Here is a 22878-nt window from a genome sequence, read left to right as displayed (position 1 = left end):
TTGGAGTTTTAAAGAAAATTTTATCCAGATATATACAGCCCCTGCTTTCGGTACTAAGAAAACAGGGGCTAAAATTTTGCTTTGTCAACAAACTGTAAGGCACTTTATGTGCCTTTTTTATTATTTATGGTATAATTTTAGACATGAGATAATTTTTTTATAGAGGGTGGTTTTGTGGGAGAGAGTCAAAAAATTTACGTGGTGGATGATGACAAGAATATATGCGAAATTGTCTCTTTATACCTCGAAAAAGAGGGTTTTGAAGTGGAGCAGATATACGACGGGCAGACAGCTCTTAGAAAGATACAGGAAAAGCCCCCAAAGCTTGTAATACTCGATATAATGCTTCCGGGAATTGATGGAATTGCACTTTGCAAAGAAGTAAGAAAATTTTCTAAAGTGCCAATAATTATGCTTACTGCAAAAGGAGACACTTTGGACAAGGTTTTAGGGTTGGAGATTGGAGCTGATGATTATATTGTCAAACCTTTTGACGGGAAGGAGCTTGTAGCAAGGGTTAAAGCAGTTTTGAGAAGATACGAAGGAGAAAGTGAGGATAAATCTGTGTCCTATCCTGACTTGTACGTTAGTTTAAGCGAGTACAAAGTCATCTACAAAGGGAAAAATATTGACCTTACGCCGAAAGAGTTAGAGCTTCTTTATTTTCTCTGCACACATCCCAATAGAGTGTTTACAAGGGACCAGCTTTTGGAGAATGTGTGGGGCTATGACTACATGGGGGACAGCAGGACGGTGGATGTCCACATAAAGAGGCTGAGGGAGAAGATGGGAGAAGGACCTAACTGGAAGCTCACGACTGTTTGGGGAGTAGGTTATAAGTTTGAGGTGAACTGAATTTGAAGAAAAACAGGCTTTTTAAAAAGCTTTTTATAAGCAATATAATAATTGTTGCCATAACTTTGGCTGTCGTCTCTATAATGTTTTACATCATGTTTCAGAATTACTATTTTGCTGAAAAAGAAAAAATAATGCTGGAAGAGGCACAGGAGATAAACGCTATTTTGAACGAGTTTGCGGTAGGGGATATAAATTTAGATAAGTGGAATCAGGAGCTTAATGTTGTGACGAGACTTATTAATGCAACAGTGTGGATTGTGGACAAGGAGGGCCTTGTTTACAGCCAGTCTCAGCAGGGAAAGCCGTGGATGAAGATTACTCTCAGTAAGGCTGATATACAAAATATTTTAAAAGGAGAATCCATTGTAAAAAAAGGCTATTTTGGAGGGGCTTTTACAAGCCCTGTGCTTACAGTGGGAGTTCCTCTTGTGATAAAGGGGTATATTGAAGGAGCCATATTCATGCACGCATCACTGGAAGAGATGAACAGGACGGTTTTGAACATTTTCCTTTTGATGCTTTTATCAGGCGGAATGGCTTTTGTAGTGAGCTTTATATTGATATCCTACACTTCAAACAGAATATCTGAGCCTCTTAAGAAAATGAGCCTTGCTGCAAGAGAGATAGCAAAAGGGAATTTTTCTGCAAGAGTTGACCATTTTGAAGAGGATGAGATAGGGGATTTAGCACGGTCTTTTAATGTGATGGCAAGGGAACTTGCACAGCTCGAAGATATGAGGAAAGAATTTGTCGCAAATGTCTCCCATGAGCTCAGGTCTCCAATAACCTCAATACAAGGCTATATAGACGGCATATTGGATGGGACTATTCCTAAAGAAAAAACTTATGATTACCTCAAAGTGGTGCAGGAAGAGACGAGAAGGATGTCCCGGTTGATAAATGACCTTCTGGAGATGACAAAGCTTGAGTCGGGAGAGTTTCCTCTTAATAGAACTGAGTTTGACATAAATGAGCTCATAAGAATTTGCATTATAAAGTTTGAAAAAAGAATAGTAGAAAAAGACCTTACAGTAAAGGTGGATTTTGAGGAGGATAGGAGGTTTGTTTTTGCAGATAGAGACAAGATAGAGCAGGTCTTGACAAATTTAATAGACAATGCTATAAAGTTTTCTAAGCCAAAGGGCATTATTCACCTCTTTACTGAGGTTAAAGGGGATAAGGTCTTTATCACTGTTCAGGACAATGGAATAGGTATATCTCCTGAAGATTTAGAGCATATATGGGAAAGATTTTACAAAGCGGATAAGTCAAGAGGAAAGGACGGCGCTGGTCTTGGCCTTTACATTGTGAAGAAGGTAATAGAGGCTCACAAAGAGGAGATATGGGCAGAAAGTGAGCTTAAGAAAGGGACTTCTTTTACCTTCACTCTTCCGATAAAAAAAGTTTAAGAAATTACAATAAAATATTTACATTTTGTTAACAGTTTGTTAACAATTTGAGTTTATAATAACAATCGAGAGAGACAAATGCCTCTCCTTGACCTCCCTTATCATAGCGGTCCAAGAGAAATTCTTGGGCCGCATGTTTATTTCAAGATGAAAGTGTGGAAAATTCTTAATAAAAACTACCCAAAATCTTTACATGGTGTTCATAATTTGTTAATAAAGAGGAGGTATAATTAGGATCAAGAAAAGGAAAGGGAGTGAGTGAGGATGAGCATGGACTATGAAAAAGATTTTGAAAATAATATTGAAAAAAAGGACCCTGAGAGCATAGTCCCTCCTCAGGAAAATTTAGAAGATATGCCACAGGAGAATCCTGAAAGGCCAGCAATTGATACGACTTCTCCTGCTCCAAAAGTGGAGTTCAGGAACAATAAAAAGAGCATAGGGCGAATGGTCAAGAGGTTCAGAAGAAAGTTGATTGCCTCTTTTGTGGCAGTTGCTTTAATCGCCGCTATAATTGGTGGCGGTGTGACAGGAGCTGTGATGAAATACTATGGAGCCCAAAATGATGCGTCAACACAAGTTGTTACAAGATATTTACCTCTAGATACTACTTCATCAGACGAAAGCGGTATTTTAAATTTGATACCTAATATTTATAAAATTGTAAGCCCAGCAGTTGTGGAAATTGACACAAGCACCGCTTATAGAAGTGGCTACAAAACAGAATACGTGCCTAAAGGAAGTGGCTCTGGATTTATCATAAGCACAGATGGATATATTGTCACAAACAATCACGTCATTGAAGGAGCTTCAAAGATTACAGTAAAACTTTTAGATGGCAGAAGTGCTGATGCGAAATTGATAGGTAAAGACCCAAGGACAGACCTTGCAGTTTTAAAGATTAACCTTCCTAATTTACCTGTTGTAAAACTTGGAGATTCTTCTAAATTGCAACCTGGTGAACTGGCAATAGCTATAGGCAATCCTCTGGGAGATTCCTTTGCAGGTACAGTGACAGCAGGGATAATAAGCGGACTCAACAGAAACTTGCAAAGTGATTACGGGCCTGTAAAACTCATACAGACAGATGCGGCTATAAACCCCGGTAACAGCGGTGGACCTCTTGTAAACAGCAAAGCAGAGGTTATAGGTATAACAAGTGTCAAGCTTACTTCTATAGGACCTAGCATCCAAGACCCATTTGGGCTTTTCCAGGGGCAGAGCACTCCAGTTGAAGGCATGGGGTTTGCCATTCCAATAAATGAAGCTAAACCTATAATTGAGCAGCTAATCAAACATGGATATGTTGAAAGGCCTATGATGGGAATAGGTGCTCAGACAATAACGCCACAAGATGCAGCTCAATACAACCTGCCAGTAGGAGTATATGTGGTACAGGTTCAGCCTGGAAGCGGTGCAGAAAAAGCAGGAATTCAACCAGGAGATGTGATAATAAAAGCGGATGGCAAGCAGATTAAGTCTTTTGAAGACCTACAGAGCGTTATAAACAGCCACAAAGTTGGAGATGTTATAAATGTCACCATCTGGAGAAATGGAAGAACATTCACAGTTCCTGTAAAATTGCAAAGCAGTGCAAACTTTCAATAAAAAATAAAAGGCCTCCCACGCACCTGCCTGCCGACTTTACAGTCGGCAGGTTGTTTTTTATTGACTACATATGTATAATTAATCTTATAAGGAAGGGTGAGAGCATGTACATAATAGCTGGTCTTGGAAATCCGGGAAAAGAATACGAGGGCACGAGGCACAATGTAGGCTTTATGGTGATAGATGCCCTTTCAAAAAAGCTTGGGATAGAGGTTTCAAGGCTTAAATTCAAGTCCCTCATGGGGGAAGGGCATTTTAAAGGCGAAAAAGTGATACTTTTGAAGCCTCAGACGTTTATGAATTTGAGTGGCGAAGCCCTGTACGATGCTGTAGATTTTTATAAAATTCCGCTTGAAAATGTAATTGTGGTATATGATGATAAAGACCTTGAGGTGGGAAAAATAAGGATAAGGAGAAAAGGAAGTTCAGGCGGTCACAATGGCATGAACTCAATAATATATCTTCTAAACAGCGAAGACTTTCCTAGAGTGAGGATAGGTATTGGGAAGCCAGAAGATGGTGACCTTGTAAGGCATGTTCTGGGGCGTTTTAGTGAAGAAGAGAAAAAGGTGATAGATGAGGCGGTGGAAAGAGCAGCAGAAGCCGTGATTGATATAATGGAGAATGGAATAGAGCATGCCATGAGCAGATTTAATGGCTAGAGGAGTTTGAGGATGTGGATTTTATCAGGAATGGCAGGTATTGTTGTAGCATATCTTTTAAATAGCGCTGTGGTGAAAAGGTATGGTGAGAGGGCTGTAATCTACATCGTCCCTTTTATTGAAGAGAGTTCAAAAACTGTCTTTGGGTATATGACATCTTCTATTCTTGCCTCTCACTTTATGTTTGGGATTGCAGAGGCAGTAAATGATTACACAAAAGCTTCATATAAAATAAATGGAAGGGCTGCAGTTTTGAGCATCTTGAGCCATTCAATTTTTGGAGTAATTTCTTATGTGCTTGTTGAAAAAGTTAACCTTTTTGTGGCGATTTTATCTACTTCACTTCTTCACTTGCTTTGGAATAGGTTTATGCTGAGGTGATAAAACATGTTTACAGTGCAGATTGAAGAATTAAAAGAAGTAAAAGCGATAGAGGAAGAGTTAAAGCAAGGAAGAGGACCTGTTTTGATATACGGCCTTGCAGATTCTCAAAAAGCTCACATAGCGCATTATCTCATGAAGAAATTTAATAAAAAGGTCCTAGTGATAACCCCTGACGATGTGGAGGCAAGGAGAATATACGAAGACCTGTACTCCTTTAATGAAGGGGAGGCTTTTCTTTTCCCTAAAAGGGATATAGTGTTTTACAAAATAGACGCAGCAAGCCACGAAATCGTATTTGAGAGACTTAAAGTGATAAAAAGGCTTTCTGAAGATAGGCCTTATGCTGTTGTTGCTTCTGTAGATGCTTTACTTGACAAGATGCCTCCTTTTTACCTTTTTAGAAAGTACCAGTTCAGCCTTAAGATTGGTGACAAAATTGATTTAGGAAAGTTTCTAAAAAAGTTAGAGGTAATGGGATATGAGAGAGTGCAGATGGTGGAAGGGAAAGGGCAGTTCAGCGTAAGAGGCGGGATAATCGATATTTTCCCTTCTACTGAAGAGTATCCTTTCAGGATAGAGCTTTTTGACGATGAAGTGGATTCTTTGAGGACTTTTGATGTCATGACACAGAGGTCTATTAAAACAGCAGAAGAAGTTTTTATCTTTCCGGCTACTGAATTTATAGTGGAAGAAGAACACATAAAAAGAGGAATATCTTCTCTGTCAAAGGACTTAAATTCATATCTTTCAAAAATCAGGAAGACAAAAAGTGGAATGGCCGAAAAGTTAAGAGAGAAGTTTGACGAGATAATGGAAGAGATAAGCCAGGGGAAAAAGAGGGAGAGCATAAAGGTGCTCATAAACTATTTTTACGAAGACCTTCAATCTATCAAAGATTACGTAGGAGAAGATGCTATTGTAATTTTGGATGAGACAAACAGGATTAAGCAGAGGGTAAGTAATCTGCAATTAGAATTTAATGAAAATTTCAAAAATTTACTAGAGAGAGGAGAAGTGATCCCTGAGCAGAGAGAAATTTTCTTTGACTACACTGAAGTAGTGGAAAGGCTCAAAAACAATTTTTTGGTAATAATGAACACATTAGCGAAGCCGGAGGGAGAACTTTACCCGCAAAGGATTGTTAATTTTGTATCAAGGTCTATGCACTCTTTCCACGGAAAAATGGACCTTCTTGTGGAGGACCTTAAGTACTACAAAGCGACTGGATATAGAGTGCTTCTTTTAAGCGGCAATAAGGATAGGGCAAAGATTTTGAAGGAGACTTTGGAGGAGTACGGCATTGACTCTGTTGTGGTGGAGGATAAGGAATATGACATACAAAAAGGGCAGGTGGTGATATACCCTGCTTCCATCACAAAAGGGTTTGAATACGTGGATGCTAAATTTGCGGTTATAAGCGATAGCGAAATATTTGGGCAAACTAAGAGGGCTAGAAAGCCTGTTAAGATGAAAAACGCTGAGAGGATAAAGAGTTTTACTGAGTTGGAAGTGGGCTCATATGTAGTGCATGTCAATTACGGCATTGGCAAGTATGAAGGGATAGAGAAGATAAAGGTGGACGGAGTCATAAGGGATTATTTGAAGATAGTTTACGCCGGAGGCGATGTGCTGTTTGTGCCTGTTGAGCAATTAGACCTTGTTCAAAAGTACGTAGGGCCTACTGACAATCCTCCAAAGCTTAACAAGCTTGGAGGAGGCGAGTGGATAAGAGCTAAGAGAAAAGCTAAAAAGGCGGCAGAAGATCTGGCAAAGGATTTAATCCAGCTTTACGCTAAAAGGCAGATGGCGAAAGGACATGCCTTTTCTCCCGATACGCCGTGGCAGAAGGAGTTTGAGGACCAGTTTCCCTATGAAGAGACTGAAGACCAGTTAAGGTGCATAAAAGAGATCAAAGAAGATATGGAAAAGGATAAGCCAATGGACAGACTTCTCTGCGGAGACGTGGGTTACGGGAAAACAGAGGTGGCTTTAAGGGCTGCTTTTAAAGCGGTGGCGGATGGTAAGCAGGTGGCGTTTTTGTGCCCTACTACTATTTTAGCTTATCAGCATTATACCAATTTTCTGGAAAGGTTTAAGGAGTTCCCTGTTAAGATAGAAATGTTAAGTCGCTTCAGGACTCCAAAAGAGCAGGCTCAGATAATTAAAGGGCTGGCGGACGGGACTATTGACATAGTAGTCGGAACCCACAGGCTTTTGCAAAACGATGTGAAATTTAAGGATTTGGGGCTTTTGATAATAGACGAGGAGCAGAGGTTTGGGGTGGTCCACAAGGAAAAGATTAAAAAGCTTAAGGAAAACATAGACGTTTTGACTCTTTCTGCAACGCCTATACCTAGGACACTGCACATGTCCTTAATTGGAATTAGGGATATGAGCATACTGGAAAATCCTCCTGAGGACAGGTTTCCTGTGGAGACCTATGTGGTGGAATTTAACGAAGAGCTCATAAAGGACGCTATTCTAAGAGAAGTGGGAAGAGGAGGACAGGTGTACTTTGTATACAACAGAGTACAGGGAATAGAGAAAATGGCTAATTTTATAAAGGAATTGGTGCCAAATTGCAGAATTGCAGTTGCTCACGGGCAGATGGAAGAAAGCAAGCTGGAGCAGGTTATGGTGGATTTCTTGAAAGGGGAATACGATGTACTTGTGACTACCACTATAATTGAGACAGGGCTTGACATACCAAATGTGAATACCATAATAGTGTACGATGCGGATAAGCTGGGGCTTGCACAGCTTTATCAGCTGAGGGGAAGGGTAGGAAGGTCAAATAGGCTGGCTTACGCTTATTTTACCTACAGAAAAGATAAGGTGCTAAGCGAGGTGGCAGAAAAGAGGCTGGAAGCCATAAAAGAGTTTACTGAATTTGGTTCAGGTTTTAAAATTGCCATGAGGGATTTGGAGATAAGAGGAGCGGGAAATTTGCTCGGTGCAGAACAGCATGGGCACATTGATGCCGTTGGCTATGACCTTTATCTTAAGCTTTTAGAAGAGGCCATAAGGAATCTCAAAGGGGAACAGCTAAAGGAGGAAATAACTACCACTATAGATTTAAAAGTGAGCGCCTACATCGATTCCTCTTACATTGAGGATGAAAACTTAAGGCTTGAAATGTACAAGAAGATAGCTTCTATAGAGTCAAGAGAGGATATGATGGAGGTAGCAGAAGAGCTTATAGACAGGTTTGGCGATTATCCAAAGCCTGTTGAAGCACTTTTAGATATAGCCTATATAAAAGCGGTTGCGTCAAAACTTCACATGGTGGAAATAAGTGAAAAATCGAGTAGCGTAATTTTAAAGTTTAAAGATAAAGACTCTGTTGACATGGAAACTGTAGAAAAAATGGTAAGAGAGTACAAGGGCAACCTCACTTTTTCAAGCCAGTATCCGCCCTATCTTACTTATAAATACAACAAAAAAGAGACTTTGCTGAAAGAATTGATAGAACTTTTGGAGAAAATGAAAGATTTGCAGTTGGCAAAGAAATAAGATATAATAAAGCTATGTCAAATTTAAAATTAGGAGGCTGTAATTTTGAGGAGAAAAATTGCTTTATTTTTAGCTCTTATTTTTGTTGGAGTATCTCTTGTTTCATGTTCTTCTAAAAAAGAAGCTGTATCTGGGGATGTCGTCGCAGTAGTGAATGGAGAAAAGATTACTAATGCGGAGTACCAGCAAATTTTTGAACAGGTGAAAGAGCAGATTGAAAGTGCACCCACCTACACAAAAGACATTTGGAATCAGGACTATCAAGGCAAAAAATTTCTGGATTTTGTTAAAGAAAATGTTTTAGACAGCCTTGTGGCGCAAAAGCTTCTTGTTCAGGAGGCTAAAAAGAAAAACATCACTGTCACGGATAAGGAAGTAGAAGAAGAGTATAACAAGGAAAAGCAATTTAACAGCAAAGTTACAAAGGAGCAGATAAGAGAATATCTTTTGATAGACAAGCTTTTAGCAGAGTACACTAAGGATGTAAAAGTTACTGATGAGGAGCTTAAAAAATACTATGACGAGCACAAAGAGAGTTTTGAGGTCATAAGAGCTCGTCACATCCTCGTGGCTGATGAGAAGACGGCAGAAGATATATATCAAAGGCTTATGAAAGGTGAAGACTTTGCCGCTTTAGCAAAAGAATATTCCATTGATACAGCTACAAAGGATAATGGCGGAGATTTGGGAGAATTTCCCCATGGGGTGATGGTGCCAGAATTTGAGGAAGCAGCATTTTCCTTAAAGCTAGGGGAGATTTCTAAACCTGTAAAGACGCAGTACGGTTATCACATAATAAAATCAGAAGGAATTACTGTGAAGCCTTTTGATGAAGTGAAAGGAACAATTGAGAGCTACCTTTTAAATGACAAAAAGAACAAGGTCATAAAAGAAAAGTACGACGAACTCGTAAAGGCTTCTAAGATACAGAAATTTCCTGAAAATATAAAAGTGAAAGTAGGGTAGAGCTGGCATATAATTGCCAGCTCTTTTTTGCGCATAAATTTATGGAAAAATATAAATACTAATCTTGAGCTAAAAATTTTAGGAAATGGAGGTATTTACTTTGAAGGCTACAGGAATAGTTCGCAGGATAGACGATTTGGGAAGAGTTGTCATACCTAAGGAAATAAGGAGAACCCTTCGCATAAAAGAAGGGGATCCATTAGAAATCTTTACCGACAAAGAAGGGGAGATAATCCTAAAGAAGTACTCTCCTATAAGTGAATTGAGCGACTTTGCACAGGAATACGCTGATAGCATATACCAGTCTACAAAGCACGCTGTGTGCATAACTGATACAGACACAGTAATTGCTGTAGCAGGGGTTCCCAAAAAAGAGCTTATAGATAAACCCATAAGCCAGGAACTAGAGAATTACTTGGAGGAGAAAAAGACAGTAATTTTAGGAACAGGGAAAGACAAAGGGCCGATTAAAATAGCCGAAGGGCAGGAGTTTAGCATAACTTCTCAGGTGATTGTCCCTATAATTTCTAGAGGGGATACTATAGGAAGTGTTGTGATATTTACAAAAGAACCTGGAGAGACTGTGACAGAAGTGGAGGCAAAAATTGCTGAAACTGCTGCAGCTTTTTTGGGCAAACAGATGGAAGAATAAAACTATATACACCTTTTATATACCCCTCTGCATATTATGAAGTATGAAGAAAACGCAGGGGGGTATTTTATGGCTTTTCGCATAAATGACATTGTGATGAGGAAGTCCTATGGCTCTGACATTTTGTTCAGAGTCATTAATGTCATAGATAACAAAGGAGTAAGATATTACCTTCTGCACGGGCTTAACATGAGGATAATAGCAGATGCACCTGAAGATGACCTGATTGAAGCCTCCCGAGCTAAAATCGTGGAATACGATAGGCCTTATAGGGAAAAGGCAGAGTATCTTTTAAAAAAAATTGCTCAGTCAAAAAGCCTTCAGCGAAAGAAAGGCATGGCAAGAGGAGTGCGCCAGGAACCCTACGGAAGGCCAGGAAAGGTCCTTCACATCGACGGAGATGAAGAGTATTTAAATATATGCATGGAGGCTTACAGGAAAGTAGGCATGGAAGTGGTGGGGGTAGTTTTAAAAGAAGAGGAACAGCCGGAAAAGGTCTATGACCTTTTGGAAAGGTACAGGCCAGATATTTTAGTTATTACCGGCCATGACAGCATAAAAAGCAGTGCCAGAGATTACGGGGACTTGGAGAGCTATAGGAATTCAAAATATTTTGTTGAGGCAGTTAAAAATGCCAGAAAATATGAGCCTTCTCTTGATAACCTGGTAATTTTTGCTGGAGCTTGTCAGTCCAATTATGAGGCTTTGATAAAGGCAGGAGCGAATTACGCCAGTTCACCAGAAAGGGTGCTAATCCACTGTTTGGATCCGGTACTTGTTAGTGAAAAAGTGGCTTTTTCCCATATAAATGAACTCGTAAAAATAGAGGACTTGATAGAGCACACTATCACAGGTGCGGCTGGAATTGGAGGCCTGCAGACGATGGGAAAGTTCAGATATGGCGTGCCTAAAGGAAAGTATTAAAAGAATTTGTGGCATAAGGGCTTAAAAACCTGCAAATACCCAAGCTATTTGCAGGTTTTTTTATTTTTTTGAATAAAAATACTTGTTGACAAGAAGACATGTACCTTGGTATAATATTATGCCCTTGACATTGTCTGAAAATTGTGGTATACTATTTTCAGCACTGTTAAGGAGTTGATGCAAGTGGCTGACAGATCAACCCTTGATGAGATAAAGAAGCAATTGGAACAGCACGTAGGGGCGCGGGTCAGGCTGAAGACCAATGGAGGAAGAAAAAAGACGATAATAAAAGAAGGGCTACTGGAGAAGACTTATCCCAGCATTTTTATTGTAGTGCTAGATGGACATGGTACGACCCGCAGGGTATCCTACAGCTATTCTGACATTTTGACTGAGACGGTTGAACTTACTGTAATGGATGAGAATAAAAGAATTCCCTGCCTGCAGTGACCGAAGTTTTTCGGTCTTATTTTTTTGGCATAATTTTATCTCTGCCACTATATATTATACTAGCATATTCTGTTGAAGTGATATATCTTTTTAAGGAGGTAAACTTATGCCGCAAGTTTATAAAGATATCTTGGAGTTTGATGTGGTGGCAGGGAGTTACAATACGGAATTCTTAGTTGAAGGTGATATTATTGTCCCAGAGAACGACCCGGATATACTGACAATTTTGGCAGTAAACCCTAGAAGTTACATCGGAGAGGTTTTTGTGACCTCAGGGAAAGTTCAATTTGAAGGGAAACTTAATTTAGAACTCATTTACATAAGCGAAAAGGACGGAGAGATTGAGTCGATCGAAAAAGAGGTGGATTATTCTCACAGCATAGAAGATGAAGCGATTGACAAAAGGTCCAGATGTCTTGCAAGGGTCTCTGTCGAAAATATCGACTACAGGCTTGTAAACAGCAGAAAGGTAAATGTAAAAGCAGTGGTCAGAATACAGTCAAGGCTTTTGGTCTCTGATAAGAGAGAGGTAGTGATAGGTGGAGAAGAGGCTTTAGCTTTGCAGACTTTAAAGAAAAGAGTAAAACTTGTTCATACGGTAGGGCAGAACACCGGAGAAGTTTTTGTAAAGGAAAAGGTGAAAGTAGGGGATGAAGATAGGCCCATTAAGAAAGTCATAAAAAAAGAAGTGAAAGTAGTGCCTGAAGAAGTAAAGCTTTCTGAAAACAAGGTTATAGTTCAGGGGAAAGTGCAGTGCAGGATCTTGTACGTCTCTGAAGAAAATGAAGTAAAAAGTCTTGATGCAACCTTAAACTATGCTAATTTTATAGATGTTCCGGGGACATTAAGTTACATGAAAGCCAATACATACGAAGATGTAATAAATGTGGATGTTACGGTCACTCAAGATGAAAAGGGAGAGAACAGGCTTGTAGATGTAGAGGTTACTTTGAAGGTAAGAGTGGAGGTTTTGGAAGAAGAGGAAAGAGAAATTCCTGTGGATGCCTACGGGATAGAGAAGTACGTTGAACCTTTGAAGGAAAATATAAAGGTATTGGGGGATATAAAGAGCTTTTCTTCTCAGTTCATGGTGAAGACAGAGGTTGAACTTCCTTCTGTGGTGAGGAAGGTTTTAGAAATTTTTGCCTTACCAATAGTGTCAGATTACGCTTTAGATGGGGATAAGCTGATTTTAGAGGGGATATTAAACTACACCCTGCTTTACGTATCAGAAGATGGCGGCATAAAGGGTTACAGGGATGAGTATCCGTTTAGGACATTTGTAGAGATAGAAGGAGAAGTGGGAGAGGTACTGACAGAGGTTTCTACAGCTTATGTGTCTTATGAAATAAACAGCTTAAAAGAGCTGGAATTTAAATTTGCTATAGATAGCTGCGTTGAGGTTTTGACAGAAAAAGAAATGACGTTGATTTACGACCTCAAAGAAATTGAAATGCCAAGAGGAGAAGAGGTGCGTCACAGCATAATTATTTACATGGTGCAAAAAGGAGAGAGCCTTTGGGATATAGCGAAAAGGTATAGGGTCAATGTGGAGGATTTAATTACGGCTAATGACCTTAAAGAGGATAAGGTTTTTGAGGGAGAGAAGTTGATTATCCCTGTTAAAAGGTGAGTTTTTATGCGCAGTCTACTGCGTATTTTTTTTACAGAAAATTTGTTGTATAATGTATAATATGAAACTATAATATTGAGTAGGGAGAGTTAAATGAAGCTTAGAATAAAGGCCTATGCAAAAGTAAATCTCACGCTTGACGTTTTGTCAAAGAGGGAAGATGGATATCATGAAATTTTAAGTGTGATGCAGTCAATTGACCTGGCTGATGTGATTGAATTTGAGAAAGCAAAGGAAATTTTGTTTGAATGCGACCATGAGAGAGTTCCCAAAGGAGAAGAAAACCTCATAATGAAGGCTTTTAATGCGATAAGAGATAGGTATTTTTTAAATGAAGGTATAAAAATAAAGCTTTTTAAAAATATTCCTTTGACTGCCGGCCTTGCTGGAGGAAGTGCAGATGCTGCTGCTACAATTGTAGCATTAGATAAGCTCTGGAATTTAAACCTTACAGAAAAAGAGATGGAAGAAATAGCGTCAGAAGTAGGGTCTGACGTGCCTTTCTGCCTTAAGGGAGGAACAAAGCTTGCTAGTGGAAGAGGAGAAAAGCTTCAAGATTTAGAGGGAATTCCTTTGAATTTGCTTCTTGTCAAGCCTGATTTAGAAATTTCTACAAAAGAAGTCTACACTGAATGGGATAATTCCGGGTTTAAAAGCTTAAACTCTACTTTTTTATTTGTTGAGGCTTTGAAGAAGGGAGATTTATTAGAAATTGCTAGGAATATAAGCAATGACCTTGAAAGAGTGACCTCTCAAAAGTATAGAGTGATTGAAGATATAAAGAAAAGTTTGATAGAGAAAGGAGCTCTATCTGCTTCTATGACAGGAAGCGGTCCTACGGTATACGGTGTTTTTAATGATGTTGAAAAGCTTGTAAGGGCTTATCATGACCTTAAGGGAGTTTATCCTTTTGTTACCATTTCTAAAACTGTAGACAAGGGGTTAGAAATATTATGAGCGAGTTTTTTACTCTGGAAAATTACAAGCCGCTACGGGATCTGGTTTTTGACTACATGAAAGAAGCTATAATAACAGGGAAGCTAAAGCCAGGAGAAAGGCTTATGGAAGTCCAGCTGGCAGAAAAGCTTGGGGTGAGCCGCACTCCTATTAGAGAGGCTATAAGAAAGCTGGAGCTTGAAGGACTTGTTGTAATGGTGCCTCGAAAGGGAGCGTATGTGGCGGATTTGAATGCGAAAGACCTGTTGAACGTGTTGGAGGTCAGAAGTTCTTTAGAGGGATTGGCGGCTTCTCTTGCTGCAGAGAGGATTACTGATGGGGAAGTAGAGAAGCTCAAAAAGATCGTAGAAGAGTTTAGAATTAAAATGGAAGAGGGAGATTTAGAAGCGTTAATAAGGCTTGATAAAGAGTTTCACGATTTAATTTTTGCCGCATCCCGTAATGACAAATTAATACAGATAATGAATAATTTACAAGAGCATGTCCACCGGTTCAGGGTAAAATACATCACTGAGGAAAAGAAGGCAAAGAGGATCTATCAGGAACACAAAAAAATAGCTGAGCTAATTGAACAAAGAGATGCAAGCGGGGCGAGAAAATGGGCAGAAAAGCACGTTCACAATTTTCAGGAAGAAGTAGTAAAGGATTCAAAGTACTTCAGCGATAAGGAGTGAGGCTGATGAACGCTGTTATTTTGGCCGGCAGTACCAAGGAGGACAAACTGCCTGATAAGGCATTTGTGAACCTTAAGGGGAGATACATGATTTCTTATGTAGTAAAGGCTTTGAGAGAGTGCGATAAAATAGAAAAGATTGCGGCAGTAGGGGACCCTGAGAGGCTTAAAGAGGTTGAGGGTATAGACATTATAGTACCACAAACAGATACCATAATGGACAATGTGTTAAGGGGAGTGGAGCCTTTTAAAAATGACAGAAGAGTTATCATTTTGACTTGTGATATACCTTTTTTGACAGGAGAGGCTGTGTGCGATTTTATTGAAAAGGCTGAAAAGACAGGAGCGGACTTATGCTATCCTATCATAAGGAAGGAAGATAATTTAAAAAAGTTTCCTGATGCTAAAAGGACTTATGCTAGGGTGAAAGAGGGAGTTTTTACTGGCGGAAATATTTTTTATGTCAATCCTGCTGTGATAGACAAGTTGGTGAAAGAAGCTAAAAAGTTTATCGCTTACAGAAAAAAGCCGTGGAAGCTAGGGAAATTGCTTGGAGGGAAGATTCTGTTTTTATTTTTGATAGGAAGAGTTTCGATCTCTCATATTGAAAAGAAAGTAGAAGAATTGTTTGGAATAAAGGGCAAAGCCATAATTTCTGAATATCCTGAGATAGGGAATGACGTAGATAAGGAAGAAGATGTTAAAATGGCAATCAAGTATCTTTAAAATAGGCGAAAAGCCTATTTTTTTATTTTGCATATTTTTTTGTTTACTGTAAATGCTATATGAGAGAGAAAGGGTGAATGGTATGTGGCAGCTTCTTCATTTTATAAGGCAGTATTTTACTGTGTATATGTTTGCAATTGTCTTCATTGTGGGAATTTATGAGGCTTTTGTGGAGCCGAAGTTTTTGAAGAGAAAAGGGCTTGACAGAGATTCAAGGATTTGCAAGGGAATAGGAATTTTTTACATATTGATAGGTGTAATTGCACTTATTCTGAGAATCCTTTTTCCAATGTGAGGGAGTGTTATGGGGATTTTTGATAAATTTTTTAAGAAGAAAGACCGGAAGAAAGAAGAAAAAGGCAGACCTTCTTCACCAAGTTTAAAAGAAAATCTCAATTACATAAAGGAAAAGCTTAAAGATTGTGATGATGTTATATACAGAGACCTGTGGGTTGGAGAAAATCAGGAGTTTAACTTGGCAGTGGTTTTTATAGATGGGCTTATTGACAAAGCTCTGGTAAATGACCATGTGATTCATTCGCTTCTTTTGGATTCGAGGCAAGCAGATCCCTCTATTGAGAAGATAAAAGGGAATCTGTACAAGGTGATAAAAAAAGGGACCATAAGCGGGGGAGATATAAAAGAGGTCAATGATTTAGACAAGTGCATCCTTTCAATACTAAGCGGTGACACTGCTCTGTTGTTTGATGGCTCTCCTGATATTGTCATAATATCCAGCAAAGGATGGGAGAAGAGGTCTATCTCCCCGCCAGAGGCTGAAACAGTCATAAGAGGTGCAAGAGATGGCTTTACTGAAACTATAAGGGTAAATACTGCGATGGTTAGGAGGAGAATAAGAGATCCGAATTTAAAAATAAAACAGATACAAATAGGTGAAAGAACCCATACAGATGTCGCTGTGCTTTATATGGAAGATATTGTGGATAAAAATGTTTTGAATAAAGTGATGGAGAGGCTTAAAAATATAAAAATAGACGGCATTTTTGAAAGTGGGTATATAGAGCAGCTCATAGAAGAAGACTGGCATTCGCCTTTTCCGCAGGTTTTGAGTACAGAAAGGCCGGATAAGGTGGCGGCTTCTTTGCTGGAGGGAAGAGTGGCTATTTTGACGGATAACACTCCTTTTGCTTTGATACTTCCAACTACTTTAGCTACCCTTTTCCAGTCTGCAGAGGATTATTACGAGAGGTGGATGATATCATCTTTGCTAAGGGTCTTGAGATTTTTAGCGGCACTGGTGGCCTTAACAGCTCCAGCAGTTTACATAGCTTTTACTGCTTACCATCCCGGCTTAATACCGACAAAGCTAACTCTTTACGTGGCAGCTACTCGTCAGGGCATACCTTTTCCTGCATTTTTTGAGGCTTTGATAATGGAAGCTACTTTTGAGCTTTTAAGAGAGGCGGGAGTTAGACTTCCTGCGCCGATAGGGCAGACAATAGGCATTGTGGGAGGTCTCATCATAGGACAGGCTGCAGTTCAGGCGGGTATTGTGAGTCCGCTTATGGTCATTGTGGTGGCGGTAACAGCTGTGGCGTCTTTTGCTATACCCAGCTATTCAGCAGCAATTGCTTTTAGGATGTTGAGATTTGTTTTTATGATTCTGGCAGCAATCTTTGGGCTTTACGGGATAATGCTCGGGCTTATAATGGTTTTGACGCATCTTGTGGTGTTAAAAAGCTTTGGAGTGCCTTATCTTTCTCCTTTTGTGGAGATACATTTGAGTGACCTTGCGGATACTTTAATACGGGCTCCCCTTATGTATTTTAAGGAGAGGCCTGAGATACTGAACACGCCTGATAAAAGAAAAATGGTAGATTTGAGAGAAGAAAAAATAGAAAGCTTGGAAGAGGACAGGAGAGGGAGAGATGATAAAAAATAACGACAAAATTTCTTCAAATCAAGTGGCAATCTTGCTCTTTACTACAATGGTTGGAGCAGGGATACTGAGCCTTCCTGCAGATGTTTCAAAGGAAGTTGGTCCGAATGGACTTTTAGCTATTTTGGGGGGAGGACTTGCTTCTTTATTCTTCGCAAGGCTGATACTTTGGATTTCTTCTAAATTTCCTACAGAGACTTTTTCTGAATATGCTTCAAAGCTTGTAACAAAGCCTGTGGCAGTTGTATTAAGTATAGTCTTGATATTTTACTTAAGTGTCTTTGTGAGCCTCGATGTGAGAATTTTTGGCGAAGTGCTCAAGATATACTTGCTTCCCAGCACTCCCATTGAGACCATAATAATCACTATGCTTTTTGCTTCTGCGTACCTTGTGAGGTACGGTCTTGAGCCAATTGCGAGGATGTCAGAGATATTGTTTCCCATTATGGTAATACCTCTTTTGCTCCTCTTTTTGCCGGCTTTATCTGATGTGGATTTGACCAACTTTCTTCCCTTTATGAGAGTGTCACTTATGAAGTTTTTAAAAGGAGTTTTTGTAACTACTTATAGTTTTGTAGGTTTTGAGCTTCTTTACATGGTCTTTCCATATGTGATAGATCAAGAGAAACTTAAAAAAAGTGTGAATGCCTCTATAATTTCTACAACGCTTTTTTACATGTATATATGCTTTTTTGTCATAGGGATTTTTGGGTACAAGGAAACGAAAGAACAGCTGTGGCCTTTTTTGACTTTGATTAAATCCATAAACTTTCCAGTGTTTTTCATAGAAAATGTCGAAGGAATTGTAATGGCAATCTGGACATTTACAATTTTTACTTCTATTTATTCTTTTCATTATTTTGCAGTTTTGGTTTTATCAAAGCTCATAAAGGCAAGGGAACACTCGTACCTCGTTCTGCCGCTCATCCCTCCCATGTACTTAATGGCGTTAATTCCTGATTCTATAGTGACTCTCTACAAGTACGCTAATCTTGTATCTCAGTATTTATCTATATTTTTTATATCGTTTTTGCCTATCATCTTAGCTTTTTTTGTAAAACTTAAAGGGCTGGGTGATAAAAAGTGAAGCGCAAAACACTGCTTTTTATTTTACTAATTTTTCTAATTTTTGTTCTAACAGGATGCTGGGACAAAATTGAAATAGAGGACAGAGCTTTTGTGATGGCCATTGGCATAGATTTGTCCAACTCAAATAAAAAGTACGTGGTGACTTTTCAATTCCCCAACGTAGCTCAGCTGGCAAAGGGTTCCGGAGGCGGAGGCAGTGGTGGAAGTGAAAAGCCGAGCTTTGCCGTGTCTGAAGTGGCAGATACGATTTTTTCTGCCTCCCGCCACATAAGTACAAGACTGGACAAAGCCCTGTATCTTGGGCATACTCAGGCAATCATTTTTGGAAAAGAAGTAGTAGAAAACAAAACGAGGTTTCAAGAGGTTTTAGATTCGTTAGACAGAAGTTATGAGTTGAGTAGAAAAGTCTATCTTCTTGTCACACCTGGGAAAGCACAGGATATACTCTTAAAAAAATACGACCTCGAGCCCAATACAGGAGCCTATATAAGGGATATATTTAAGCATTACAACTTGACCTCAATTTTTCCTTCTGTTGACTATAATAAAATTACAAAATCTCTACATGAAACAAATGGAAATGCAATAATTCCCAGAATAGTGGCCGGGAAAAATGAGGTCAAAATTGCAGGTTCAGCTATTATCAAGGATTACAAGCTTGCCGGGTGGATGGAAGATGATGAAAACATGGGCTATATGTTTTTGACAGGCCTTGTAAAAGGTGGAGATGTGACTGTGAGTGTGCCAGCTGATGAAGAAGAAGTAAAAGTGCCTTTTAATGTGTCAAATGTGATAAGAAGAAGAGGAGTTAAAGTGGAGAATGGGAAGATTATTTACAGGGTAAAGTTGGATGTAGAAGGAGATGTGACAGAGTACACTTTTGAAAAGCATGGTGAGATGATAAAAGGAGATATTGTGAATTTAATAGAGAGAGAAACTAGCAGTAAAATAAAAAGTATGGCTTATAAAGCTGTAAATCGATTCCAAAAAGAACTAAAAGTCGACATGCTTGGAATTGGCGATTATATTGAGAAATTTTATCCCTCATTGTGGGATGAAGTTGGGAAAGATTGGGATAAAATATTTCCAGAAATAGAAATAAAAGTTGATGTGACTTCTCATGTGAGAAGAATAGGTCTTTTCAGGTAATACGTATATTTTCTCTGTAGGCTGTCAATACTTAGATTGTAAAGAATACGGTGAGAATTGGGGAGATGATAAGTTAAGATGAAAAAAATAATTGCGGTACTCTTAATTGCGATTATAAGTATTTTGCTAATTTCGGGTAAAACGTTAGAAAACAGGACAAATGTTGATAGCTGGTCAAAAAAGTTAATACGCTTTCATGTGATTGCCAACAGCGATTCTCCTGAAGACCAGGAGTTAAAGCTCAAGGTTAGAGATGCTATTCTCGTTGAGCTAGCTCCTAGGCTTGAAGGTTTAAAGACAAAAGAGGGATCGGAAAGGGTGATAAAGGGAAACCTAGTAAATATAGAAAAAGTGGCTGAAAAAATAATAAAAGAAGAGGGGAAAGATTATAAAGTCAGAGTGGAGTACGGAGTATTTCCTTTTCCAACTAGATATTATGGTGCTTTGACAGTCCCAGCAGGGAAGTATACCGCCCTTAAAGTTGTGATAGGAGAAGGTGAAGGTAAAAATTGGTGGTGTGTGGTTTTCCCGCCCCTTTGCATTGTAGATGCCAAGCACGGCTTTACTGACGAGAAGACGGCAGAAGAGATAATGAAATACCTTGTGAGCGAAGACAAAGAAAAATTTGATAGGAGCAAAGTGAAGTTTAAAATAGCGGAATTGATTGAAAAATATTACTCAAAATTAAAAATGGCTCTGGCGCCTTAAAGGCCTTGAAAAGGGCCTTTTATTTTTTAAGTGAATAATAGTTTTATTACTACAAAAAATATTTACAGACGCAAGAAAGGAGGCAAGAGAAAATTGAGCTTTAGAGTGCGCTTTAAGGTTATAATAGCCATTTTGGTCGTTTTTACGACAGCCGTCTTTGAGTATACAGCTATAAGCATGACCAAAACTGCTATGTCTAATTTGTACTGGGGAAACACAGGAAGTGATGTTGCTAAAGTGCAGGCAAGGCTTAAAGCCTGGGGATATTACGACGGCCCGGTGGACGGTTTTTTTGGCGTTAAGACATGGCTTGCTGTTAGAAAATTTCAGGCCTATAACGGCCTTGCAGTGACAGGCATTGTTGATGACGATACAAAAGTGGCATTGGGGTTTACGACTACTGCACAGGATTTGGCAGCCTATAGAGCTACTTCTTCTGCAGGCATAAGTGATGATGTTTATCTTCTGGCAATGCTCATAAATGGTGAAGCGAGAGGAGAACCCTACATAGGAAAGGTCGCTGTTGGGGCTGTTGTAATGAATAGGGTAAGAGACCCGAGATTTCCCAAAACTATTCCAGGAGTAATTTTTCAGCCTGGGGCTTTTTCTGCTGTAGAAGACGGGCAGATGTGGCTTCCTCCTACTGAGGAAAGCATAAAAGCAGCAATAGATGCCGTATCCGGCTGGGACCCGACAGGAGGAGCTCTCTATTACTACAATGCAGCGAGAGTGACGAATTACTGGATATTTACAAGACCCATATTGACTCAGATAGGACGTCACATATTTGCAAGGTGAGGTGGAGATTATGTTAAAACGATGGTTCACAGCTTTTGTGCTGATTTTGGTTTTAGCTTTGGGAGCCTGGGGCTACAGGCAATATTTAGAAAAAATTTCTTACCACCGGTATCTTCAGGCTCAGTATGACCGATCCTTCTATCAGCTCATTTCAAATGTGGAAAATATAGAAACTTCAATGGGGAAGCTGATGGTGGCCTCTTCAGATAAGACTACTATTTCTATTCTGGACGAAATATGGAGGGAGGCTTTTTCAGGTCAGGAACATTTGAGCCAGTTGCCTATTGGCCAGCCTGAAATAGACAACACATCAAAATTTCTAGTGCAGGTGGGGGATTACGCCTACAGCCTCACAAAAAAAATAGCATCAGGAGGAAAACTTTCAGATAAGGACCTAAAGACTATAACTACTTTGCACAACTATGCGGTTTTTTTGGGCAAGAATCTTCACGACCTCAGCAAGAAGGTACAGGGAGGGTATGAGCTGGGGAATCTGAGAAAACAGGGCACAAAGAAAATGGCCCAGATTGACAGCAAGATTTTAAATGTCAGGATGAACAGCGTAAATCAAACCATGACAAATTTCCCTACATTGATATACGATGGACCCTTTTCAGAAAGCCTTATGAAACTTACTCCTAAAGGGCTTACTGGTCCCGAGATTTCTTATGACAGGGCTTTGCAGATAGCGAGAGAATTTTACGGAAAGAACATAGAGTCTGAAAGTAAGTACAGCCCCAGCAATGGCAAGATAAAGACTTACGGAGTGGAACTGAAACCTCCTGGAAAGCCACCTGTTTACATAAATGTCAGCAGAAAAGGCGGCCATGTCGTATGGATGATGGATGAGAGAAGCCCTTCAAAAGTAAATATTTCAGTTTCTCAGGCTTTAAAACATGCAAAGAAATTTTTGGAAACCCATGGATTTAAAGACATGGAAAGCACCTATTCCATGAAAGCGCCAGGCTACATTCAGTTTAACTTTGTACCTGTTGAAAATGAAGTCTATCTTTATCCAGATATTGTAAAAGTTAAAGTGGCTTTGGACAACGGAGACATAATAGGATTTGATGCCACAGCCTATTACATGAACCACGTAAAGAGAAAATTAGAAAAGCCAAAGCTCACATTAGAACAGGCAAGAGAAAAGGTCAATAAAAATCTAAAGATAGAGAGCACAAAATTGGCTTTAATTCCACTGGAGGGCGGGAGAGAAGTTTTAGCCTATGAATTTAAAGGAACTTACAGAGGAGATACTTTTTACGTATATATAAATGCTATAAATGGGAACGAGGAAAAGATATTGAAGGTGATAAAAACAGAACATGGGGATTTGACCATGTAGTTAATAACATAAAGGAGGTTTTGATGAGCAAAATAAGTGTGAGGGGTTAAAAAGGAGGGGATAAAAATGGGTAGACGCAGAGGGTTGATGTCAGACCAGCTCAAGTACGAGCTGGCGAAGGAACTCGGCGTTTACGACACAGTCATGAGGGAAGGTTGGGGAAGCGTAACCTCAAGGGACTGCGGTAACTTAGTGAAACTTGCAATTCAGAGAGCAGAGAAGATGCTAGTTGAAAACTACAACAACGGAAAAGTCACCCTCTAAACCCTCGGCCGGGAATGTTTCCCGGCTTTTTATGTAGAAATTTTTTTAAAAAGAAATTAATGTGGTATTATAATTGGCGCACAAATGCTATAATATATATTAGCAATTTTAGTACAGACAAACGGTAAAATGTCAAGGGGGTAATTAAAAAATTTTTGAGGCATTTAAAGGGCAAAAAGACAAAAAAATACCCTTCTTCCAACATGCCAA

22 protein-coding genes are annotated in these 22878 nt (G+C 39.3%); all 22 read left to right on the top strand.

Annotated features, from left to right (window positions below; genetic code table 11):
- The first annotated feature begins 174 nt into the window (after positions 1–174).
- The gene (locus EV203_RS11620; RefSeq protein ID WP_132040751.1) at positions 175–855 is read left to right on the top strand and encodes a response regulator transcription factor; all 681 of its coding nucleotides are present in this window, start codon (positions 175–177) and stop codon (positions 853–855) included.
- A 2-nt stretch (positions 856–857) separates the two neighbouring features.
- The gene (locus tag EV203_RS11615) at positions 858–2267 is read left to right on the top strand and encodes a sensor histidine kinase (protein WP_132040750.1); all 1410 of its coding nucleotides are present in this window, start codon (positions 858–860) and stop codon (positions 2265–2267) included.
- Positions 2268–2621: 354 nt separating this feature from the next.
- The gene (locus EV203_RS11610; RefSeq protein ID WP_424945280.1) at positions 2622–3875 is read left to right on the top strand and encodes a S1C family serine protease; all 1254 of its coding nucleotides are present in this window, start codon (positions 2622–2624) and stop codon (positions 3873–3875) included.
- A gap of 104 nt (positions 3876–3979) precedes the next feature.
- The gene (gene pth / locus EV203_RS11605) at positions 3980–4537 is read left to right on the top strand and encodes an aminoacyl-tRNA hydrolase (RefSeq protein ID WP_132040749.1); all 558 of its coding nucleotides are present in this window, start codon (positions 3980–3982) and stop codon (positions 4535–4537) included.
- 12 nt (positions 4538–4549) lie between these two features.
- Positions 4550–4918: a hypothetical protein gene (locus EV203_RS11600; RefSeq protein ID WP_132040748.1), complete on the top strand. Its 369-nt coding sequence runs from the start codon at positions 4550–4552 to the stop codon at positions 4916–4918.
- A 6-nt stretch (positions 4919–4924) separates the two neighbouring features.
- On the top strand, positions 4925–8434 hold the full coding sequence (mfd, locus tag EV203_RS11595; protein ID WP_132040747.1) for a transcription-repair coupling factor: 3510 nt from the start codon (positions 4925–4927) through the stop codon (positions 8432–8434).
- A gap of 45 nt (positions 8435–8479) precedes the next feature.
- Positions 8480–9400, top strand: coding sequence for a peptidylprolyl isomerase (locus EV203_RS11590; protein ID WP_132040746.1), 921 nt, complete (start codon positions 8480–8482; stop codon positions 9398–9400).
- Positions 9401–9500: 100 nt separating this feature from the next.
- The gene (gene spoVT / locus EV203_RS11585) at positions 9501–10052 is read left to right on the top strand and encodes a stage V sporulation protein T (protein WP_031314282.1); all 552 of its coding nucleotides are present in this window, start codon (positions 9501–9503) and stop codon (positions 10050–10052) included.
- A gap of 69 nt (positions 10053–10121) precedes the next feature.
- Entirely contained in the window at positions 10122–10976 is an 855-nt protein-coding gene (gene yabG / locus EV203_RS11580; protein ID WP_011026563.1) for a sporulation peptidase YabG, read from the top strand.
- Between the two features lie 183 nt (positions 10977–11159).
- A complete protein-coding gene (locus EV203_RS11575) occupies positions 11160–11426 on the top strand; it encodes a Veg family protein (protein WP_011026562.1) in 267 nt (88 codons plus the stop codon).
- A 106-nt stretch (positions 11427–11532) separates the two neighbouring features.
- The gene (locus EV203_RS11570) at positions 11533–13059 is read left to right on the top strand and encodes a DUF3794 and LysM peptidoglycan-binding domain-containing protein (RefSeq protein ID WP_132040745.1); all 1527 of its coding nucleotides are present in this window, start codon (positions 11533–11535) and stop codon (positions 13057–13059) included.
- 93 nt (positions 13060–13152) lie between these two features.
- The gene (gene ispE, locus EV203_RS11565; RefSeq protein WP_132040744.1) at positions 13153–14016 is read left to right on the top strand and encodes a 4-(cytidine 5'-diphospho)-2-C-methyl-D-erythritol kinase; all 864 of its coding nucleotides are present in this window, start codon (positions 13153–13155) and stop codon (positions 14014–14016) included.
- Complete coding sequence (locus tag EV203_RS11560) at positions 14013–14690, top strand: GntR family transcriptional regulator (protein ID WP_132040743.1); 678 nt, start codon at positions 14013–14015, stop codon at positions 14688–14690. The genes ispE and EV203_RS11560 overlap by 4 nt, the downstream gene beginning before the upstream one ends.
- 5 nt (positions 14691–14695) lie before the next feature.
- Entirely contained in the window at positions 14696–15415 is a 720-nt protein-coding gene (locus tag EV203_RS11555; RefSeq protein ID WP_009610893.1) for a nucleotidyltransferase family protein, read from the top strand.
- A gap of 82 nt (positions 15416–15497) precedes the next feature.
- Positions 15498–15710 (top strand): CLC_0170 family protein, encoded by a 213-nt coding sequence (locus EV203_RS11550; RefSeq protein WP_031314280.1) that lies wholly within the window; start codon positions 15498–15500, stop codon positions 15708–15710.
- 9 nt (positions 15711–15719) lie between these two features.
- Positions 15720–17318, top strand: coding sequence for a spore germination protein (locus EV203_RS11545; protein WP_132040742.1), 1599 nt, complete (start codon positions 15720–15722; stop codon positions 17316–17318).
- On the top strand, positions 17305–18402 hold the full coding sequence (locus EV203_RS11540; RefSeq protein ID WP_011026556.1) for a GerAB/ArcD/ProY family transporter: 1098 nt from the start codon (positions 17305–17307) through the stop codon (positions 18400–18402). The genes EV203_RS11545 and EV203_RS11540 overlap by 14 nt, the downstream gene beginning before the upstream one ends.
- Positions 18399–19553, top strand: a complete 1155-nt coding sequence (locus EV203_RS11535; RefSeq protein ID WP_132040741.1) for a Ger(x)C family spore germination protein — start codon at positions 18399–18401, stop codon at positions 19551–19553. The genes EV203_RS11540 and EV203_RS11535 overlap by 4 nt, the downstream gene beginning before the upstream one ends.
- A 78-nt stretch (positions 19554–19631) precedes the next feature.
- Positions 19632–20261, top strand: a complete 630-nt coding sequence (gene spoIIR / locus EV203_RS11530) for a stage II sporulation protein R (protein WP_132040740.1) — start codon at positions 19632–19634, stop codon at positions 20259–20261.
- A gap of 93 nt (positions 20262–20354) precedes the next feature.
- A complete protein-coding gene (gene sleB, locus EV203_RS11525; protein WP_011026554.1) occupies positions 20355–21059 on the top strand; it encodes a spore cortex-lytic enzyme in 705 nt (234 codons plus the stop codon).
- 10 nt (positions 21060–21069) lie between these two features.
- Positions 21070–22404 carry a germination protein YpeB gene (ypeB, locus tag EV203_RS11520; protein WP_132040739.1) on the top strand — a complete coding sequence of 445 codons (1335 nt, stop codon included), beginning with the start codon at positions 21070–21072 and terminating at the stop codon, positions 22402–22404.
- A 66-nt stretch (positions 22405–22470) separates the two neighbouring features.
- Positions 22471–22668 (top strand): small, acid-soluble spore protein, alpha/beta type, encoded by a 198-nt coding sequence (locus EV203_RS11515; protein WP_009610892.1) that lies wholly within the window; start codon positions 22471–22473, stop codon positions 22666–22668.
- The last annotated feature ends 210 nt before the right edge of the window (positions 22669–22878 follow it).

Origin of the sequence: Caldanaerobacter subterraneus (genome assembly GCF_004345675.1) — a bacterium.
GTDB classification, from domain to species: domain Bacteria; phylum Bacillota; class Thermoanaerobacteria; order Thermoanaerobacterales; family Thermoanaerobacteraceae; genus Thermoanaerobacter; species Thermoanaerobacter subterraneus.
This window is presented reverse-complemented; position numbering and strand designations above follow the sequence as displayed.

Bases quoted from the DNA above. Each gene is read 5' to 3' on its own strand.
- EV203_RS11610 (WP_424945280.1), top strand. From the start codon at position 2,622: ATGCCACAGGAGAATCCTGAAAGGCCAGCAATTGATACGACTTCTCCT.
- pth (WP_132040749.1), top strand. From the start codon at position 3,980: ATGTACATAATAGCTGGTCTTGGAAATCCGGGAAAAGAATACGAGGGC.
- EV203_RS11600 (WP_132040748.1), top strand. From the start codon at position 4,550: ATGTGGATTTTATCAGGAATGGCAGGTATTGTTGTAGCATATCTTTTA.
- mfd (WP_132040747.1), top strand. From the start codon at position 4,925: ATGTTTACAGTGCAGATTGAAGAATTAAAAGAAGTAAAAGCGATAGAG.
- yabG (WP_011026563.1), top strand. From the start codon at position 10,122: ATGGCTTTTCGCATAAATGACATTGTGATGAGGAAGTCCTATGGCTCT.
- EV203_RS11570 (WP_132040745.1), top strand. From the start codon at position 11,533: ATGCCGCAAGTTTATAAAGATATCTTGGAGTTTGATGTGGTGGCAGGG.
- ispE (WP_132040744.1), top strand. From the start codon at position 13,153: ATGAAGCTTAGAATAAAGGCCTATGCAAAAGTAAATCTCACGCTTGAC.
- EV203_RS11560 (WP_132040743.1), top strand. From the start codon at position 14,013: ATGAGCGAGTTTTTTACTCTGGAAAATTACAAGCCGCTACGGGATCTG.
- EV203_RS11555 (WP_009610893.1), top strand. From the start codon at position 14,696: ATGAACGCTGTTATTTTGGCCGGCAGTACCAAGGAGGACAAACTGCCT.
- EV203_RS11550 (WP_031314280.1), top strand. From the start codon at position 15,498: ATGTGGCAGCTTCTTCATTTTATAAGGCAGTATTTTACTGTGTATATG.
- EV203_RS11545 (WP_132040742.1), top strand. From the start codon at position 15,720: ATGGGGATTTTTGATAAATTTTTTAAGAAGAAAGACCGGAAGAAAGAA.
- EV203_RS11540 (WP_011026556.1), top strand. From the start codon at position 17,305: ATGATAAAAAATAACGACAAAATTTCTTCAAATCAAGTGGCAATCTTG.
- spoIIR (WP_132040740.1), top strand. From the start codon at position 19,632: ATGAAAAAAATAATTGCGGTACTCTTAATTGCGATTATAAGTATTTTG.
- ypeB (WP_132040739.1), top strand. From the start codon at position 21,070: ATGTTAAAACGATGGTTCACAGCTTTTGTGCTGATTTTGGTTTTAGCT.
- EV203_RS11515 (WP_009610892.1), top strand. From the start codon at position 22,471: ATGGGTAGACGCAGAGGGTTGATGTCAGACCAGCTCAAGTACGAGCTG.